This window comes from Desulfovibrio sp. 1214_IL3152 (genome assembly GCF_036763055.1).
Lineage (GTDB): Bacteria > Desulfobacterota > Desulfovibrionia > Desulfovibrionales > Desulfovibrionaceae > Desulfovibrio.
On record NZ_JBAIYW010000409.1, the window covers coordinates 1 to 1,477 of the forward strand.

Below are 1,477 nucleotides of genomic sequence, written 5' to 3' on the forward strand. Positions count from 1 at the left end.
CGCGCATGCGCGAACTACGCGCGGCCCGTATGCTGGAAAAAATGAAGGAATGAGGCGGGGCAGGCCGGGCGGCTTTGCCGTGAGCCGTCTGCCGTAAGGCCGTCCCGGTCAGGCTTTGGCTGGCGAGTGAGCGGGTCAACGGCTGCAAAAACGTTGTCCGCCCGCTGTCTGGCAAGGGTCTCAGGCATAAGCCGCGGGCTGCTTCAGGGGCTGAACGCTCTGCAATCAGGTGTACTGCGGCTCGTTTTCCTTGATAATCTGAAAAGATTTCATGGCCTTTATTGTGCCGGCAATGCCCTGATACTTGCACACGCCCGCCACGGTGCAGTCAAGCAGGTCTTCTTCATCCTTATCCAGCACCAGCACATCGCCCACCTGCATGCGCAAAAGCTGGTTGCCTGTAATGGTGGTCTTGCCGAAACACACCTTGAGTTCCACCGGAGTTTCCATAAGGCGCTCTTTAAGGCGCGCCACCCAGGCATGGTCCACCTCAAGGCGTTCTGTCTGAAAGCTGGCATGCAGCTTGGAGCGGATGGGTTCAATGGTGGCGTAGGGCAGGCAGATGATCATGGAGCCAAGGGCCGTGTCCAGTTCCACCTCAAAGGTGATGACCACCACCACATCGCTGGGCGGCACAATGGCCGCAAACTGCGGATTGATCTCACTGCGCACCAGTTCCAGCTTGACGTCGTGCACGGGCCGCCAGGATTCTTCCATATTGTCCAGGGCGATCTTGACGATCTTGTCCACCACGGCCTGCTCAATGCGGGTAAATTCGCGTCCTTCCACCTTGGGCTGGGAGCCTGCGCCGCCGAAAACACTTTCCACAAGGGCAAAGACCAGGCGTGAGTCCACCACCATGATGGCGTTGCCGCGCAGGGGATCCATCTTGAAAATATTGATGGAGGTGGGTACAGGCAGAGAACGCATGAATTCGCCGAACTTGGTCATATCAATGGATATGGGGTTCAGTTCCACACGTTTGCGCACAGAGTTGGAGAGCGCGTTGGTACACAGCCGGGCAAAACGGTCGTTGACGATTTCAAGCACGGGCATGCGCCCGCGTATGATGCGGTCCTGATTGGCAAGGTCAAAAGCGACTATGCCGGAATCGTCTTCCGGCGTTTCCACCTCGCTCTCGATTTCGCCGCCTGAAAGCCCGCGCAGCAGGGCATCCACTTCATCTTGCGCCAAAACTTTGTTCATGCCAGCCTCGACAAACATCCTGTGAAGGTTCTTGGTCCGCCTCGTTATCACGAGTAACATTGCAAGAAAAAGGCCACTTTGACAAGCTATGGAATGCTTCCGCAGCCCTGCGGCCGTTCAGGAGCGCCCTTTTTCTTGCCAACCCCGGCCCCTTGAGGCAGTCTACAGCCGGAGCAAAGTCCATGCTGTTACGAATATTTTCCGCCGCTTCCGGCAGTGCGGATCCTGCGGAGGCCGCAGCCGCGCCGCTTGTGGAGCTGACCGCCGCACC

General features: G+C 58.0%; 2 protein-coding genes. One reads left to right on the top strand and one right to left on the bottom strand.

Going from position 1 to position 1,477, the window contains the following annotated elements; translation table 11 throughout:
- Positions 1-225: 225 nt before the first annotated feature.
- Positions 226-1,206, bottom strand: a complete 981-nt coding sequence (gene fliM / locus V6C07_RS08750; RefSeq protein ID WP_333536016.1) for a flagellar motor switch protein FliM — start codon at positions 1,204-1,206, stop codon at positions 226-228.
- A gap of 59 nt (positions 1,207-1,265) precedes the next feature.
- On the opposite strand from fliM, the gene V6C07_RS08755 reads away from it, so the two are divergent.
- Positions 1,266-1,477 (top strand): hypothetical protein (locus V6C07_RS08755; RefSeq protein ID WP_333536018.1); only part of this gene is annotated, 212 nt, incomplete at its 3' end.